Source organism: Oribacterium parvum ACB1, assembly GCF_000238055.2.
Lineage (GTDB): Bacteria > Bacillota > Clostridia > Lachnospirales > Lachnospiraceae > Oribacterium > Oribacterium parvum.
Genome location: NZ_KE148312.1, coordinates 513948 through 529720 on the forward strand (window position 1 = coordinate 513948; position 15773 = coordinate 529720).

The following is a 15773-nucleotide window of genomic DNA, read 5'->3' on the forward strand; positions in this document are numbered from 1 at the left end:
GTTAGATTTATAGAGTGGCACGTCTATAGCTGTCCACTTTCTTAATTTCCCGATCGGTTGTTTATATCTTACCATATTTTTTAACAAAAAGCAAATTTCCATATTTTAGTTAGCCATAATTAGCTCATTCAATCAAATATTCACACCATAAAATATAGAAATTAGCATATTTTTTCCATTTCTTAACCCTGCATCTTGGATAAGCTTTTACTATCTTTTAAAATCTTCTCCATCATAGGCTTTGCTCCTTTTTCTTGTTCTTGATTTTATCTTTGAAAATAGCATTTTTCACCAATGCTTTGAACTTCTCAAGGTTCTTATGGATGGACTCCTTTCTTTCCGTTTTTTTCTCCAAGTCTGCCAGGACCTTTTTAAATGACTTGTCCATAATTTTTACATCTTTTGCTTGAAAAAATAGGGAATACTGCTTTGTCTTCTTATCTTTCATAACAGAAAACTTAACACCATATTTGTTCAATTCTTTTTTTAGTCTTTTAAGCTCTGTTTCTTTAATGGTAATCTCTTCCAGTTGTCCTTTCTGAACCAAGTCCTTCAGCTTCACTTCATTACCCTTTTCACTGACAAATTTCTCCATTCCCCCAAATTTTTTAGCTTCTTTTAGTAATTTCTTTATCTGCTGAATAATCAGTTTTGCAGTGATCTTAGCTGCCTTTATTTCTAAATTAAGAGTTTTATCGGATACTTCTTCATTGATCATGTTCTTTCACCTCCGCTCAATAACCTCTCCTTGTTCCGAGAAAGCTTCTCTTTTTGAATTTTTTTCCTGTAATCATGCCCCACAACCATGACGGGAATGCACATCTCTATAATTCTTGAATAAATTCTTTGATACTCCACACTTTCAATGCAGTTTTGAATAGTGTCATAAGATAGATTTGTGGTAAAGATGGTCGGCTTTCTTCTTAAGTACCGGCTGTTCACAATGTTGTACACCTGCTCCTTTGCATAGCTTGTGTCCCTTTCAATTCCCAGGTCATCTAAAATCAGTACGGAAGTATTAACCAAAGATTCAATATAGGCATTCTTATCAAAGTCAAAACCACATTTTTGCATTTCATTCATAATCTGCGAAAAATTTCGAATCTTAACAGGTACTTGATATTGCTCTATTAGAGCATTGGCAATAGAACAGGCAAGATAAGTCTTTCCGCTTCCAACAGAGCCATAAAAAAGAAGTCCAACATTTTCTTTCTTCATTTGCTCATAATCCTTCACAAAGTTCTTGGCAATAAGAAGACTTTGATTTTCTTCTCCTTGATAATTCAAAAAGTTATACTCCCATTCGGCTCTGGAACTAAAACAACTACTCTTGAGACGTTCTATTTCCAATTGCTTCTGTCTCTTAGCTTCTTTTTCTTCTCTCTGTTTGTCACAATGACAAGATACACGACAAATCATCTTCCCACCAAAGAACTCCAAAATCTTTCCGTCTTTTCTTTCATGACAGGTCTTACAGTAAACATGTCCATCCTTTTCATATTCTTCATTTGCATCGTAGGAATACTCCACGCCCTCAATCCAGGTCCTTTTCATTTCACTCATTATAAATGCTCTCCTTTATCGTATTCTTCCAAACTGGGAATGTTGGAAGCTTTTATTCCCCTCCGATTTCCCTGATCTTTATAAAACCAGGAAAGGATAGTTGCCTTATGGTCTTTGTAAGTCTTTCCCGTACTCTTAAGATATGCTGACAACCTTTCCACATAGTTTGAAAAATCCTTAACTAGAACTCCTTTCAATTCTCTTATATCCTCATCTCTTAAAAAAACGTTTTGGAAAATCCCATATGATTTTTTTCCAAATCTAAAATCAGGATGATTACTCTCATGTTTATTAGTATTAGAATTAGTTCCGTGTATTTTCTTCACTTCCTGAAGTGTAACTTCTTCACTTCTTGTATGTAGATTCTTCACTTCTGAACTGTAGTTTTTACCTTCGAAAGAAAAGATACTTAGAAAATCCTTTACATAAATGATATTTGGCTTTCCTAAACCCTGCTTCTTTCTCTCTATAAGCCCTAGTCCTCCTGTACTGCTGTCTAATTCATTTAAAACTTTTACAGCTGTTTTATTAGATCTACCTAAGACTTCCATAATCTCTTCCAAAGTAAAAATGATGTATATTCTATTCTCATGATCAATCCATTTATTTTTTAAGGATAAAGCCGTTCTCTCAAGTAAACAGGCATAAAGAATCTTGGCATCTGAAGATAAGGATTGAAACTTTCCATCAGTCACAAGAATCTTAGGAAGCATATAGTAGCTAAATCGCTCACCATCTCGGTTATAAAAATAATCAAACTCCACATCTTCTCTCCTTTTTATTTTTTTACACAATTTTAGGTATGAAAAAAGACGATAGAACTTTCTATCGCCTTCTTCATATAAATTCACTTCTCTTTTCTTAAAAAGATCGTATTCTCTGATTTAGCACTTCCAGGAAAGCAATCATTGTTGCACCTATCATAGGTAATCCATAGGGACTGAGGATAAAGCCAACAATTAATGCCTCCAATGCAACTCTTCCGTCCTGAAAGAATAGAAAAGAACCTATTGCTACAAAAATGCAAAGAATCATCAATAAATACAAGATAGCCACTCCTATACTTAGCAAAAATGTTAGAAAAGCAGTGCAAACCGATAATAGAAGACTAATAGGAAACAAGACAAGCTTAAATAGTATTCTCATAGGTAACCTCTTTTCTTTAATTAACTATCTATTCATCTACATTCGATTACTAAGTTTATAATAGCACACGGGATGAAACAAGTCTTTGCAAATCATCAATTCTTTTTTATATAAAATGGCGGATGAAGTTAACTTCATCCGCCATAAGGCATAATCTCTTTGTCTTCAAAATAGTTCAACAATAAACAAAATACTAATATAACTTCGCTCCTGCCGGAATATGGTCATCTACCATCAGTAAGTGCAATTCTTCCTCATCACTATCCTTCTTCTGGTTAATGGCGGAAAGTAGCATACCGCAGGACTCTACTCCCATCATTGCTCTTGGGGGAAGATTTGTGATAGCAATCAATGTCTTTCCAATCAGCTCTTCCGGCTCATAAAAGTCATGAATGCCGGAAAGAATCGTTCTGTCAGTACCGGTTCCGTCGTCCAAGGTAAACTGTAAAAGCTTCTTACTCTTTGGAACGGCAAAGCAATCCTTTACCTTTACCGCACGGAAGTCAGATTTACTGAAAGTCTCAAAGTCAACCTGTTCTTCGAAGAGAGGTTCAATCTTCACGTTTGAAAAATCAATCTTTTCCGGAACGGTCGCAACTTGGTCGCAAATTCCGTTTCCATTACCCTTAGATGCCCTATTTCCCTCATCCTTCTTGTCCAAGGACTTCATTGTGGGGAAGAGTAAAACGTCACGGATGGATGCCGAGTCGGTGAGAAGCATCACAAGACGGTCAATACCGTAGCCGATTCCGCCCGTTGGCGGCATACCGATTTCCATAGCATGAAGGAAGTCTTCGTCGGTGTGGTTCGCTTCCTCATCTCCCGCATCAGCCAAAGCATCCTGTGCCTTGAAACGCTCTCTCTGATCGATTGGATCATTCAGCTCGGAGTAAGCATTTGCCATTTCTCTTCCGTAGATAAAGAGCTCAAAACGCTCTACCTTCGTCGGGTCGCTCGGCTTCTTCTTCGTGAGCGGGGAAATGGATAAGGGATGATCCATGATAAAGGTCGGCTGAATCAGTTTCTCTTCGCAGTACTCTTCAAAGAAGAGGTTCTCGATGTCCCCGATACCATGGTGTTCTTCGTAAGCGATTTCCTTTTCTTTTGCGAGGGCTCTCGCTTCTTCCAAGGTTTGAATCTTGTCAAAATCAATGCCCGCATATTCCTTAATGGCATCGGTCATGGTCAGTCTTCTAAAGGGGCTTTCCAAGTCAATAGGAGTTCCCTGATAGCTGATGTGAAGAGTTCCACATACCTTTTCCGCAAGGTAACGGAACATGGACTCGGTAAGCTCCATCATACCGTCATAGTCGGTATATGCCTGATAGAGCTCCATCAAAGTGAATTCCGGGTTATGACGGGTGTCGATTCCCTCATTACGGAACACTCTTCCAATCTCATAAACACGCTCCATACCGCCAATAATCAGACGCTTTAAGTAAAGCTCGAGAGAAATACGAAGCTTTACGTCCTCATTTAAGGCATTGTAATGCGTTTCAAAGGGACGGGCTGCAGCACCGCCCGCATTTTCCACAAGCATCGGTGTCTCTACTTCCAAGAAATCTCTTCCGGCAAGGAAATTACGGATTTCGCGGAGAATCTGAGAGCGCTTCATGAAAACATCACGGCTGTCTTCATTCATAATGAGATCCACATAACGCTGGCGATAACGGGTGTCCGTATCCTGCAAACCGTGGAACTTCTCCGGTAGCGGATAGAGGGACTTGGAGAGCAGAAGAATCTTCTCTCCGTGAATGGAAATCTCACCTGTCTGGGTCTTAAACACAAAGCCGGAAACCTCCACAATATCTCCGATATCCAGCCTCTTATAGGCCTTGTATTCCTCTTCTCCAAGACTTTCCCGACTCACATAAACCTGAATCTTTCCGTCTCTATCCTGCACATGGAGGAATCCGGCCTTTCCCATTACACGTTTTGCCATAACACGACCGGCAATCACGACCTGCTGATTTTCCAAGGCGAAAAAGTTCTCTTTAATCTCTGTAGAGTGATGCGTCTGCTCCGCTTTCGTAATCAGAAACGGGTCCGCCTGAGCGTCCTGTAATTCTTTCAACTTGTCATATCTTGCCTTTAAAATATGGTTCATGTCCTGCTGATTTGCATTGTTCTTTTCCTTTTCGCTCATAGCTCTCCCTTTCTGTTCTCTACTGTTAGACATATTCATCTACTGTTAGACATTTTCATCTACCGTCAGACATATTCATCTACTGTTAGACATTTTCATCTACCGTCAGACATATTCATCTACTGTTAGACATATTCATCAAAAAAGACTTCTTTAATTGTCGTGAATTTTAATCCGGATTCATCAAAGAAGTCTTTCTACTCAATATCTTATTCTTCAGTATAACGTTCCACAGACAAAACCTTGTATTCCATATTTCCTGCCTGGGTCTCTACAACAATCTCATCTCCTGCCTTGTGGTGCAGTAATGCCATGCCTACCGGAGATTCATTGGAAATCTTCCCCTGTAAGGAATTCGCTTCCGTGGATCCTACAATGTGGTACTCCACCTCCTCGTCAAATTCCTTGTCATAGAGCTTTACCTTGCAACCGATATTGATACTTCCTTCTTCCGCATCGTCAACCACTTCCGCATTTTTCAAGAGGGTCTCAATTGCCACGATGCGCTCCTCTATATCTCTCTGCTCATCCTTAGCTGCGTCGTACTCCGCGTTCTCGGATAAATCTCCCTGCTCTCTGGCTTCTTTGATTTTCTCTGCGATTTCTTGTCTTCGATTAACCTTTAAATCATGTAATTCCTTCTCCAGCTTGTTTAAGCCGGCTCTTGTGAGGAGATTCTTTTTTGCTTCTGCCACGATATCTTCCTGACCTTTCTTTATTATTAAAACGAGTAAAACCCGCTATCCATGAGAAGAAAATCTCGATGTTCATGAAAAGACGAAACCCGTTCTCTTTAAAACTGTTATGGTGTATCCCGAAAGAAGGAAACAGCACTCGTTAAGAATACGGCCTCCGGTACGCCGGAAGCCGTAAAGCATTCAATACAAAGGAATATTCTAACAATTTAGAATAAAGAAGTCAATCTATTTCTTTAACCTTATTCTTCAGAAAAAATCCACTCTACAATGCTATAGACTCTGCACCATCCTATAAACTGCTCTTAAGTCCTGCTCCTGATTGACCTCTTTACGCCATCTGGCCGCATCCGGAAGGCCTTCCATATACCAAGACAGGTGTTTTCTCATTTCGAGAAGTGCAAGATGTTCTCCCTTGATCTGTTCCATAAGCCGAAGATGCCGAAGCATCATCTCCTTTCGCTCCGGCAACGAAAGAGGCGGTTCTTGCATCCCCTTTTCCAATAAGGAACGAATCCTTCTTATCAGAAAGGGATTTCCCTGCACACCTCTTCCTAAGGAAATGCCGTCCACCCCCGTGGATAGGAGCATCGCCATCGCATCTTCTTCCGTAAAAATGTCTCCGTTTCCAAAGAGCGGAATCTGCACCGCTTCCTTGGCTTTTCGAATCCAATCCCAGTTTGCTTTTCCTCGGTAATACTGTTCTCTTGTTCTTCCATGTACCACGATAGCGGATACACCCGCGCCTTCTGCTACTTTCACAAAGTCCAATACATTAATATGGGAGTCCGTAAAGCCCAGACGACACTTTACGGTAACGGGTTTATCTACCGCCTTCACCATAGCGGATAAAATTTTCTCGACAAGAGGAAGGTTTTCCATAAGAGCGGAACCCTCTTGATTGCGCACTACTTTAGGCACGGGACATCCCATATTGATGTCAATGATATCAAAATCCGGCTCCACCCGCTTCGCCATTTCCGCCATAATCTCGGGATCCGATCCGAAAAGCTGCACCGCTCTAAACCCCGGTTCTTCTCCTTTTTCCAAAAGAGAATCGGTATTCTTATTCCCATATAAAATAGCCTTTGCAGAAACCATTTCCGTGCAGGAAAGGCTCACACCCATTTCCTTACAGAGAATCCGATAGGGAAGGTCGGTAACGCCCGCCATCGGTGCCATCAGGATATTTCCCGGAAGTACAAGTTTTCCGATACGAACAGGATGAAAAAGCGGCTGCCCTTTCTGTTTCGTTTCTGCTGTTGTTTCTGCTGTTGTTTCCGATGCATCTTCCTCTTCTTCACAAAGAGAAAGAAGGTCCTCCCTTAAGGAGAAGCCCTCTATCCCGTGCAACTTTATGATATTTTCCAGTTTATTCTTGAATTTCTCTTCCAAACTATCCTCTTTATTGCTCTCTTATCTTACAATATCGCTCTCTTACTCTTACAATATTGCCCTCTTATCTTACAAGAAGCTGTGCAACTCGGTACTGTTCTTCATCAATATCCTTCTTCATCTGCAATGCTTCCTGAATATCATAATCCACAAACTCGCCCTTCTTGTAAGCAACCAGTCGGTTGGACTTTCCTTCACAAAGCAATTCCACTGCTCTTGCCCCCATGATAGACGCATAATATCTATCCTTACAGGTCGGAGATCCGCCTCGCTGCATGTGTCCGAGAATGGTCGCTCTGGTCTCAATTCCGGTAGCGGCTTCAATACGGCTTGCCATGGAGGAAGAGTGTCCGATTCCCTCGGCATTGATAATGATATAGTGCTTCTTCCCTTTCTTACGGCTTTCAATAATACGGTTAATGATAGCCTGCTCATCTCCGTCATACTTCTCCGGAAGAAGAATCTCCTCAGCCCCATTTGCCACACCGCACCAAAGAGCAATATAGCCGGCGCGTCTACCCATTACTTCGATAATGGAGCAACGCTCGTGAGAAGTGGAAGTATCACGAATCTTATCAATCGCCTGCATAGCGGTATTAATCGATGTATCAAAACCGATAGTATAATCCGTACAGGCAATATCAAGGTCAATGGTTCCCGGCACACCGATGGTGTTCACTCCCAAGGCGGAAAGCTTGCCCGCTCCCATAAAGGATCCGTCTCCTCCGATTACGACCATGCCGTCAATTCCGTGTTTTTTACAGATTTCAGCCCCCTTCTTTTGGCCTTCTACAGTTGTAAATTCTTTACAACGAGCAGTGTAGAGAATAGTTCCTCCGCGGCTGATGATATCGGATACGGAATGACTGTCCATATCTACAATTTCTTCCTCTATGAGCCCTGCATAGCCACGCATGACACCCTTTACCTTTAAACCGTGATGGATTGCCGATCTTACCACACTGCGGATTGCGGCATTCATCCCCGGAGCATCTCCGCCGGAAGTTAATACTCCTATCGTCTTCACCGCTGCCATAAATTTCTCCTCCTCTATTTCCAAATGCATATCCTTAAAACGAGATCTCCCACACTTTTTATACTGTGCTCATTATGAAGCCTCGATGATACACTTTGTGTTCAATTCTCGATATATAATGAAATACTTCAATCAAGCTCAATATATTACTGTATTCCTATAGGAATTTCAAGGACTTTGTCTTTTCTTTCACATTTTCCGTCCCGAATTTTTCCATAAGAAGACTTCTCGTTCCTTCTCCGGAATCGATTCTGAATTCCCCCGGGAGACGCTTTATGGCCTTTTCTTTTCTCAAATAGAGTACCACTTCACTTTCTCCCTTATATTCTTTAAGGATTTGCAGAAGCTCGGCTTCTCTTTTTTCATACTCTTCCTTATCTGAAAACTGTACCCATATTTCTTTCGGCACTTTTGCAAAGAGAATTATCTTTTCCGCAATGAGCTTCGCCTCTCCCTCATCTTTTTTCTGAATTCTGCCCTTCACAAAAATCTTCGAATCCTCTGTCAGAAACTCTTTTGCCGCTTCAAAGGCACGGGGAAATGCCACCACTTCCATACTGGCGGTATTGTCCTCTATGGTAAGGAAGGCCATCATCTCATTTTTCTTCGTGATCCGCTTATTGATATTCGTAAGGAGTCCGCCCACGATGCAGGTTTCATCGTCTTGGATGCCGTCCTCTTTCTGCTCTTCCTGTGCTTCTTCGGAAAAATCCCTGGCCTTTCGTGTGCAGACTTCTTTCATCAAAGCCTTATCACTGTCTAAAGGATGCCCGGAAAGGTAGACCCCCAAAGCATCTTTCTCATTTCGAAGAAGCTCCGCCTTAGGAAACTCCTCAAGGTCCGGAAAGAGGAGCTCAAAATCGCCCTTTTCTTCCGACTCCTCTCCAAGAAGGTCGGACAAGCTCATCTGACCGGGAATAATGTCTTTTTTCCCTTTTTGCAGGTCTTCCAGCACTTCCGAAAGCATCACCAGCTTCTCTCTCCGATTTCCTTCCAAGCTATCCAGAGATCCGGCATGAATAAAGGATTCCATCGCTCTTCGGTTTAAGCCTCTTGCGCTCATACGAAGCACAAAGTCTTCAAAGTTCTTAAAGCTTCCTTTTTTTCTTTCCTCTAAAATGGTTTCCGCGGCACTTCGTCCTACTCCCTTTACCGCAGAGAGACCGTAACGGATTTCTCCGCCCTTCACGGAAAATCCCACCTCCGCTTCATTGATATCCGGCGGAAGGATGGAGATTCCCTCTTCTCTTGCCACTTCTATGTATTCTGCCGTTTTTACCATATTGTCCATAAAGGAGCTCATGGTCGCGGCATAAAACTCCGGCGCATAGTAGCGTTTCAGATAAGCTGTCTGATAGGACAGGAGGGCGTAGGACACGGCATGAGACTTGTTAAAGGCATAGTTTGCAAAGTCAATCATCTTATCGTAGATGCGATTCGCCACTTCCTCGGAAATCCCCTTCGAGAGACAACCGTATATTCCCTCTTCTTTGTTTCCGTAAACAAAACTCTGTCTTGCCTTTTCCATTTCCTTCAGCTTCTTCTTACTCATGGCACGGCGAAGCAGGTCGGAATTTCCCATGGTAAAGCCGGCAAGGTCTCGCACAATCTGCATAACCTGCTCTTGGTAGACAATAACGCCATAGGTATTTTTTAAAATCGGCTCCATTTCCTTGCAGTCATAGTGCACCTTCTCCGGATTCTTCTTTCCGGCAATATAGTCGGGAATGAAATCCATGGGTCCCGGACGGTAGAGTGCCACACCGGCAATGATATCATCGAGGTTCGAGGGACGTAGGCGCTTCATAAAATTCACCATTCCGGAAGATTCCAACTGGAAAACCCCTGCGCAATCCCCCTTGGAAAGCATGGCATAGACTTCGCTATCGTCATAATTCAGATGATCAAGATCTATTTTTATTCCGTGATTCTTCTCTACGAAGCGAATGGCATCCTGAATGACCGTTAGAGTACGAAGCCCCAGAAAATCCATTTTCAAAAGTCCCAGCTCTTCGATGGTTGTCATCGTAAACTGGGTGGTGATGGAACCGTCCTGCGCCTTTGCCAAGGGTACGTAGTCGGAAACAGGGCCTCCGGCTATCACCACCCCTGCCGCATGCATGGAGCTGTGGCGGGGAAGCCCTTCCAGACGAAGGCAGAGGTCGATCATGTTTTTGGTCTCTTCTTCCGTGTCATACAGATTCTTCAAATCTTTACTGACCGTGAGCGCCTTTTGCAAGGTCATATTGAGCTCTGCGGGAACGAGCTTTGCAAGCTGATCACACTTTGCATAAGGGACATCCAGAACTCTTCCGACATCACGAATAACCCCTCTTGCCGCAAGGGTTCCGAAGGTAATAATCTGGCTGACCTGCTCTTTTCCATATTTTCTTCCGACGTAATCAATGACTTCCTGTCTTCTTTCATACTCAAAGTCCACGTCGATATCCGGCATGCTGACTCTCTCCGGATTTAAGAATCGCTCAAAAAGAAGCTGATGGCGGATAGGATCCACATCCGTTATCCCGATTGCATAGGCAACAATAGAGCCTGCTGCAGAGCCTCTTCCCGGCCCCACTGCGATTCCTGATGTTTTTGCAAAGTTAATATAGTCCCAAACCACAAGGAAATAATCGACAAAGCCCATATTCCGGATGACTCCGAGCTCATAGTATAGTCGTTCTTTCTTCTCTTCCGTAAGCTCTCCGTAGCGTTTTGTAAGCCCCTTTAAGCAAAGTTCTTCTAGATAGGCATAGGAACTGTCATAGTCCTCCGGAATCCGATACTTCGGTAAATGATATTTTCCAAACTCAATCTCTACCTGACAACGCTCTGCAATACGCGCCGTATTCTCCAGCGCTTCCTTCGCAAAGGGAAAGAGCTCTTCCATTTCTTCTTCGCTTTTAATATAAAACTGGCCGCCGGGATAGCGCATTCTATCTTCGTCCTGCAGCTTCTTTCCCGTTTGCAGGCAGAGCAGGATATCATGCGGCTTTGCATCTTCCTTATAGGTATAGTGAATATCGTTTGTCGCAACCAAAGGGATACCCGTCTCTTCATGGAGCCTGAGCATACCTTGGTTTACAATCTTTTGCTCCGGATAGCCGTGATCCTGCATTTCCAAGAAAAAATTTCCTTTTCCGAAAATTTTTTCGTAGCGATAAGCCGCCTCCTTCGCCTTTTCATAGTCGTTATAGCGAAGTGCTCGGGAAACCTCTCCCGCAAGGCAGGCGGAAAGGGCGATGATGCCCTCATGGTATTTTTCTAAAGCGGCATAGTCCACACGCGGTTTATAGTAGTAGCCTTCGGTAAAACCTAAGGATACCAACTTCATCAGGTTATGGAAGCCGGTATCATTTTCCGCAAGAAGGACCAAATGATAGTATCTCGCTTCTCCCTTTTGGAGACTTTTCTCCGCCATATCTTCCGTGAGATAGATTTCCGAACCAAGGATAGGATGAATCCCCTGTTTTTTTGCCTCTCTGTAAAAGTCAATGACACCGTACATCACTCCGTGATCCGTTAAAGCGCAGGAATCCATGCCCAGTTCCTTTACCCGGGAAATCATCTCCGGGATCTTTCCTGAGCCGTCCAACAAGCTGTAGCTGCTGTGAACATGTAAATGTGTAAATGCCATTTTCGCCTCTGTTTCTACTATGCCAATAAGAAAGTTACGCACCCTTCCATGCAGTAATTCTGCATCGCTTATCATTTTGTACAAAAATATCACAATCGCCTATATAAAAATAAAGGGCTTCCGGGATACTTTACCCGAAAGCCCCTTCTTTCACAAGAGCCTGTTTTTCTATATCGCTTCCCCCAAAAGGTAATCACTGATGGCCGTAATGGCTGCTTCTTCGTCTTCTCCTTCTGCGGAAACATAAAGTTCCGTACCATTATCCAAGCCCAATGCCATCATACCCATAATGGACTTGGCATTCACTCTTCTGTTCCCCTCGGACATATAGATACTGGACTGAAATCGGCTTGCAATCTGTACCAGCATTGCTACCGGATGATCCTCTTTGTTCTTCGGTAAATTCACTGTAATATTATTATCTCTCATAGTCTGTGCCTCCCCCGGTGCTTACGAGCCTCCTAATCCCAGAGCGATTTAAGCTTCATTGCGAAGCTCTTTTGCAATCCTGGCCAATTTTCGCAACCGATGATTTACACCGCTCTTTCCGATTGGTGTCGCGAGACCCTTGGAAAGTTCCTCAAGGGATGCATCCGGATAGCGTAAACGCTGTTCAGCAACTTCTCGTAAACCAGATTCAATTCGTTCTAAACCTATTTTCTCTTTAATAAGAAGAATGTCCTCTTGTTGCTTAACACTTGCCTTTACCGTACGATTGATGTTCGCCGCTTCAAAGTTAACTCTACGGTTGACATTCTCGCTGACTTCCTTGAGAATACGGGCATTTTCCAATTCCATCAGACTTTCAAAAGCCCCGAGAATCTTCAAAACATCCGCTATTTCTCCTGCATCCTTTAAGTACACCATGGAATTCTTTCCCCGAAATCCTCTCTTCGGATGGATCGAAAAGCTTTCTAAAATCTCTTCTATCCGTTCTAGCTCTTTTTCAGACTCAGGTAAAAATTCCAAATGATATTCTTTCATGGGATCCGTTACAGAAGCTCCTGCAAGAAAATACTGTTTCAACTCTTCCTTGCTTTTCTCCTTATCATCTGGATTCATCTTAATTGTTTTTTGGGGGTCTGTAAAGCCTCTTTTCAACAGTTCAGCCTTAATTCTCTTCGAAAAAGAGAGTTTTTTCACTTCATTATCTTTGCTTTTGAAATTTTCCACTATACGATTTGCCCTATAATTTTCTTTAGTTTTTTTAAAATTCCTACAGTTTTGAGTGTTTATAAAGTGTATATTATTTATTTATATCTCTATGGTCCAGTCTTACTCCGATATTCTCCATATCCTTTATGGATTGATACAATTTTTCGGCAATCGTGACGGAACGATGCTTTCCTCCGGTACAGGCAATGCCGATAACCAACTGATTCTTTCCTTCGCTGATATAGAGAGGAATCAAAAAATCCAAGAGCGCCTTTAGCTTATGCAGGAAAATCTCCGCATTCCCATCCTGATAAACAAAGCGCTGTACAATTTCTTCCGTTCCCGTATGGGATTTCAAGTCCTTCTCGTAATAAGGATTCGGTAAGAAACGTACATCAAAGAGTAAATCCAGGTCCTCCGGAATCCCGTACTTAAAGCCGAAGGAGACGATGCTTAACTGCAGATTCTTATATTTTTTCTTCTTCAAAAAAATGGAAAAAAGCTGGCTTCTGAGCTCTTTGGTCAAAAGCTTCGAGGTATCGATGATGATATCCGCCTTTTTTCGTAGGAATGCAAGCTTCTTTCGCTCGGATATAATTCCCGTCTCTACCCTGCCTTCCTTGGAAAGCGGGTGTGATCTTCTGGTTTCCTTAAAGCGCTGAATCAGAACCTCATCTTTTGCGTCCAAAAAGACGATTTGAAAGGAGATTTTCTCTTCCCATCGGGAAAGGTGCTCTTCCAATCCGTCCAGATCCTGTATGTTTCTGCTGTCAATTCCCAAAGCAATCTGCTCTTCTCTCCCGTTTTCCATCACCAGTTCCAAAAACTTATCCAGTAAAGCAACCGGAAGATTATCTATACAGTTAAATCCGAAGTCCTCCAGAATCTTCAGCGCCACCGTCTTTCCCGCACCACTCATTCCGGTCAAGATAAGACAGGAACGTTTTGCCTCCTTCTCGGTTCGGACCGGTCTTTCCTTCTCTTCCAAATCCCGCTCCTTCTTCTAAATTACACTTCTCTTTTATTACAAAAAACTCTTTTTTCCACTTAAAAAGCTCTTTCTTTTACTGAAAACAACTGCTTCTTTTGCTAAAAACTGCCCCACAGCTTGATTTCCGTTTCCAACTGTACACCTTCCTTTTCTTTGACTATCCTTTTCACTTCTTCGATAAGCTCATAAATATTTCTTGCGCTTGCTCCGCCGAGATTGACCACGAAACCGCAATGCTTCTCGGAAACGGCGGCATTCTCCATACGAAAACCTCTAAGTCCTGCCGCTTCGATAAGGCGAGAAGCATAGTCTCCCTCCGGTCTTTTAAAGGTGGAACCGGCAGAGGGAAGCTCCAAAGGCTGCTTCTCCGCCCTTCTCTTTTGAAAATCCTCCATTTTCTCTCGAATGGACGCAAGTTCTCCCTTCTTTAAAAGGAAGCTTGCAGAAAGGCAGAGCATCCCGTCTTCCACCGCAGAATGTCGATAAGAAAAATCCATTTCCGAAAGAGAAAGCTCGAAGATTTCTCCATTTCTTTTACAAAATGTACCATGATGGAAAACATCTTTGATTTCGCTGTTATAGGCGCCGGCATTCATCTTGACCGCTCCGCCTACAGTACCGGGAATACCGGAGAGAGGCTCCATTCCCGTGTAGCCCTTTTCCTCCGCATATTTTGCAAGTTCGGAAAGACTTGTTCCGGCAAGGGCTGTAAAAATCGCCCAATCTTCTTGATTTTTCTCTTCCAAATGCTCCTTGTAGATTTGGAAGTGAATTCCGGATAGATTTTCACGAATAAGAATCACAGGGGCGTCAAGGCCTTCATCGGAGATCAAAACATTAGATCCCTTTCCAAGGACATAGAAGTCCTTTCCTTCCGTATGCAGCCTCTTGAGAAGTTCTTCCACGTCTTCAAAGGAGCGGGGAATATAGAAGTCCTTTGCTTTTCCTCCTACTAAAAAGCTGGTGTATTCTTTTAGTAAGTTGCCTTGAAAATGTTCCATTTACTCCTCTTCCTGCATATTCATATTCTTCGTCACTCGCTCATACAGTACTTGTGCGGCATTGTAGCCCATCTTCTTCGCTCTGTTATTGATTGCGGCACACTCCACGATGATGGCCACATTTCTACCCGGACGAATGGGTATATCGTAGCTGATAATCTGATTTCCCAAAAACTCCGTATAATTATCCTTTAAGCCCAAGCGGTCATAATCCTTATCCTTGGACCATTCTGCAAGGGAAATCACCATATTGATGGTCTGGGTGTCCTTTACGGATTCCACACCGAACATCTGCTTCACATCGATAATCCCGATACCGCGAAGCTCGATAAAGTGCTTTGTCACATCCGGTGCCGTTCCGACCAAGGACTCGTCGGAGACCTTTCGAATCTCCACCACATCATCACTGACCAAACGATGTCCTCTCTTAATCAATTCAAGAGCCGCCTCCGACTTTCCAATCCCGCTGTCTCCCGTGATGAGAACACCTTCTCCGTAGACATCCACCAGAACTCCGTGCACGGTAATCATGGGAGCCATCTTCACCTTCAGCCAGCGGATAATTTCTCCTTCCAACTCGGTCGTGGGTCGTTCGCTCGAAAGAAGGGGAATCCCCGCCTCCTCACAGGCGGAAATCATACAGGAATCCGGTTCTATATCTCTGGCATAAATAATGCAGGGAATAGGATATTTTGTGATTTCCGCATATCTTGCTCTTCTCATCGGCCTATCCATAGTCATAAGATATGCCGTCTCAACATTTCCGATAATCTGTACACGCTCCGAATCAAACTGCTTAAAAAAACCTGCAAGCTGCAACGCAGGTCTGTTTACATCGGGAATGGTCATAAAAATCTTGTCCGTATCGATGGAAGGAGTCAGATTCTTCAATCCTTCCTTCTCTATCAGCTGAGAAACACTAACTTTTTCGTTGCTTTTCATGAGCTCCTCCTGTACCTGTTTTTGTTTCTAAAGTATAGGTTTTCCCGACTGAAATTGCAATCCCCG

General features: G+C 42.9%; 14 protein-coding genes. All 14 read right to left on the reverse strand.

Annotated elements, in window-relative coordinates; translation table 11 throughout:
• Positions 1 to 232 precede the first annotated feature (232 nt).
• Positions 233 to 718 (reverse strand): PcfB family protein, encoded by a 486-nt coding sequence (locus HMPREF9625_RS02510; RefSeq protein WP_009535434.1) that lies wholly within the window; start codon positions 716 to 718, stop codon positions 233 to 235.
• Positions 715 to 1563 (reverse strand): ATP-binding protein, encoded by an 849-nt coding sequence (locus HMPREF9625_RS02515; protein ID WP_009535435.1) that lies wholly within the window; start codon positions 1561 to 1563, stop codon positions 715 to 717. Before HMPREF9625_RS02515 ends, HMPREF9625_RS02510 begins: the two co-directional genes overlap by 4 nt.
• Complete coding sequence (locus HMPREF9625_RS02520; RefSeq protein WP_009535436.1) at positions 1563 to 2327, reverse strand: replication initiator protein A; 765 nt, start codon at positions 2325 to 2327, stop codon at positions 1563 to 1565. Before HMPREF9625_RS02520 ends, HMPREF9625_RS02515 begins: the two co-directional genes overlap by 1 nt.
• A 97-nt stretch (positions 2328 to 2424) precedes the next feature.
• Positions 2425 to 2709, reverse strand: a complete 285-nt coding sequence (locus HMPREF9625_RS11465; RefSeq protein ID WP_009535437.1) for a CD1845 family protein — start codon at positions 2707 to 2709, stop codon at positions 2425 to 2427.
• Between the two features lie 193 nt (positions 2710 to 2902).
• Complete coding sequence (gene lysS / locus HMPREF9625_RS02530; RefSeq protein ID WP_009535438.1) at positions 2903 to 4855, reverse strand: lysine--tRNA ligase; 1953 nt, start codon at positions 4853 to 4855, stop codon at positions 2903 to 2905.
• Positions 4856 to 5064: 209 nt separating this feature from the next.
• On the reverse strand, positions 5065 to 5550 hold the full coding sequence (greA, locus tag HMPREF9625_RS02535; RefSeq protein ID WP_009535439.1) for a transcription elongation factor GreA: 486 nt from the start codon (positions 5548 to 5550) through the stop codon (positions 5065 to 5067).
• A 273-nt stretch (positions 5551 to 5823) separates the two neighbouring features.
• The gene (gene dusB, locus HMPREF9625_RS02540) at positions 5824 to 6945 is read right to left on the reverse strand and encodes a tRNA dihydrouridine synthase DusB (RefSeq protein ID WP_009535440.1); all 1122 of its coding nucleotides are present in this window, start codon (positions 6943 to 6945) and stop codon (positions 5824 to 5826) included.
• Between the two features lie 64 nt (positions 6946 to 7009).
• Positions 7010 to 7981 carry a 6-phosphofructokinase gene (pfkA, locus tag HMPREF9625_RS02545; RefSeq protein ID WP_009535441.1) on the reverse strand — a complete coding sequence of 324 codons (972 nt, stop codon included), beginning with the start codon at positions 7979 to 7981 and terminating at the stop codon, positions 7010 to 7012.
• Positions 7982 to 8138: 157 nt separating this feature from the next.
• Positions 8139 to 11618, reverse strand: a complete 3480-nt coding sequence (locus HMPREF9625_RS02550; protein WP_009535442.1) for a DNA polymerase III subunit alpha — start codon at positions 11616 to 11618, stop codon at positions 8139 to 8141.
• A 168-nt stretch (positions 11619 to 11786) separates the two neighbouring features.
• On the reverse strand, positions 11787 to 12047 hold the full coding sequence (locus HMPREF9625_RS02555; protein ID WP_009535443.1) for an HPr family phosphocarrier protein: 261 nt from the start codon (positions 12045 to 12047) through the stop codon (positions 11787 to 11789).
• Positions 12048 to 12095: 48 nt separating this feature from the next.
• Positions 12096 to 12791 (reverse strand): DNA-binding protein WhiA, encoded by a 696-nt coding sequence (gene whiA / locus HMPREF9625_RS02560; protein ID WP_009535444.1) that lies wholly within the window; start codon positions 12789 to 12791, stop codon positions 12096 to 12098.
• Between the two features lie 73 nt (positions 12792 to 12864).
• On the reverse strand, positions 12865 to 13761 hold the full coding sequence (gene rapZ, locus HMPREF9625_RS02565) for an RNase adapter RapZ (RefSeq protein ID WP_009535445.1): 897 nt from the start codon (positions 13759 to 13761) through the stop codon (positions 12865 to 12867).
• Positions 13762 to 13862: 101 nt separating this feature from the next.
• Positions 13863 to 14765 (reverse strand): UDP-N-acetylmuramate dehydrogenase, encoded by a 903-nt coding sequence (gene murB, locus HMPREF9625_RS02570; RefSeq protein ID WP_009535446.1) that lies wholly within the window; start codon positions 14763 to 14765, stop codon positions 13863 to 13865.
• On the reverse strand, positions 14766 to 15707 hold the full coding sequence (gene hprK / locus HMPREF9625_RS02575; protein ID WP_009535447.1) for an HPr(Ser) kinase/phosphatase: 942 nt from the start codon (positions 15705 to 15707) through the stop codon (positions 14766 to 14768).
• Between the last annotated feature and the right edge of the window lie 66 nt (positions 15708 to 15773).